The following is a 1,052-nucleotide window of genomic DNA, read 5'->3' on the forward strand; positions in this document are numbered from 1 at the left end:
GGGCTTTGTTGCACAAATCGGCTGCTGATCGGACTTCCCCTTTCCCCGGACAGATTTATCCTGCGACCTCTGTGATGGGCGTGCCGAGCGCGGTGAAGCCGTTGAGCACGGCGACGCGCACCTGGAACTCCGCGACCTGACGGTCGAACTCGCGTGCGGATAGGCGCTGACCCAGCAGCTTGACGCAGTGCATCTTGGTTTCTGCGCGGCTTCGGCGGTGATAGCCGCTCCATCGTCGCCAGATTGTCCGCCCGACGCGCTTCGATGTGCGCAGGATCTCGTTGCGGGCGACAGCCCCGGCTGTGTCGGGCTTCCAGGGCTTGGCGTTCTTGCGAGGCGGGATGATCGCCGCGGCACCGCGCGCGGCGATGGCGTCGTGGCACTTGCGGGTGTCGAAAGCACCATCTGCCGTGACGCTGGCGATCTCCTGGTCGGGTGGTATCTGGTCCAGAAGTTCGGGCAGCATGGGCGCGTCACCGACGTCGCTGGTGGTGAACTCGGCCGCCCGGATTTCCAGTGATTTCTCGTCGATCCCGATGTGGATCTTGCGCCAGACCCTGCGCTTCGTGCCGCCATGTTTGCGGGCGTTCCACTCGCCTTCACCCTCGACCTTGATCCCGGTGCTGTCGACCAGCAGGTGCAGCGGACCGGCCGATCCGCGGTAGGGGATGTTGACCTTCAGGGTCTTCTGGCGCCGCGACAGCGTGCTGAAGTCGGGCACCGCCCAGTCCAGGCCGATCAACCGCAGCAGGCTCTCGACGAAGCCCGTCGTCTGCCTGAGCGCCATCCCGAACAGCACTTTCATCGTGAGGCAGGTCTGGATGGCTGCGTCGCTGTAGTCCGCTTGTCGCCCGCGCTTGCCAGTCGGCGCGGCCTTCCACGTCATGGCCGGGTCGAACCAGATCGTCAGAGAGCCGCGGCGCTTGAGCGCTTGGTTATAGGCGGGCCAGTTCCTGGTCTTGTAGATCGGAGGTGTCGGTCTGCTCATGCAGTCAAGCTACCACGCTGGATTCACGAGATGAATCCCTCACGCGATTTGTGCAACAGAGCCC

General features: G+C 64.4%; 1 protein-coding gene. It reads right to left on the bottom strand.

The window, feature by feature from the left end; genetic code table 11:
- Positions 1-55: 55 nt before the first annotated feature.
- Positions 56-988, bottom strand: coding sequence for an IS5 family transposase (locus tag ACFOM8_RS23010; RefSeq protein ID WP_119136892.1), 933 nt, complete (start codon positions 986-988; stop codon positions 56-58).
- Positions 989-1,052: the final 64 nt, after the last annotated feature.

The organism is Paracoccus angustae (genome assembly GCF_042648745.1).
Classification (GTDB): domain Bacteria; phylum Pseudomonadota; class Alphaproteobacteria; order Rhodobacterales; family Rhodobacteraceae; genus Paracoccus; species Paracoccus angustae.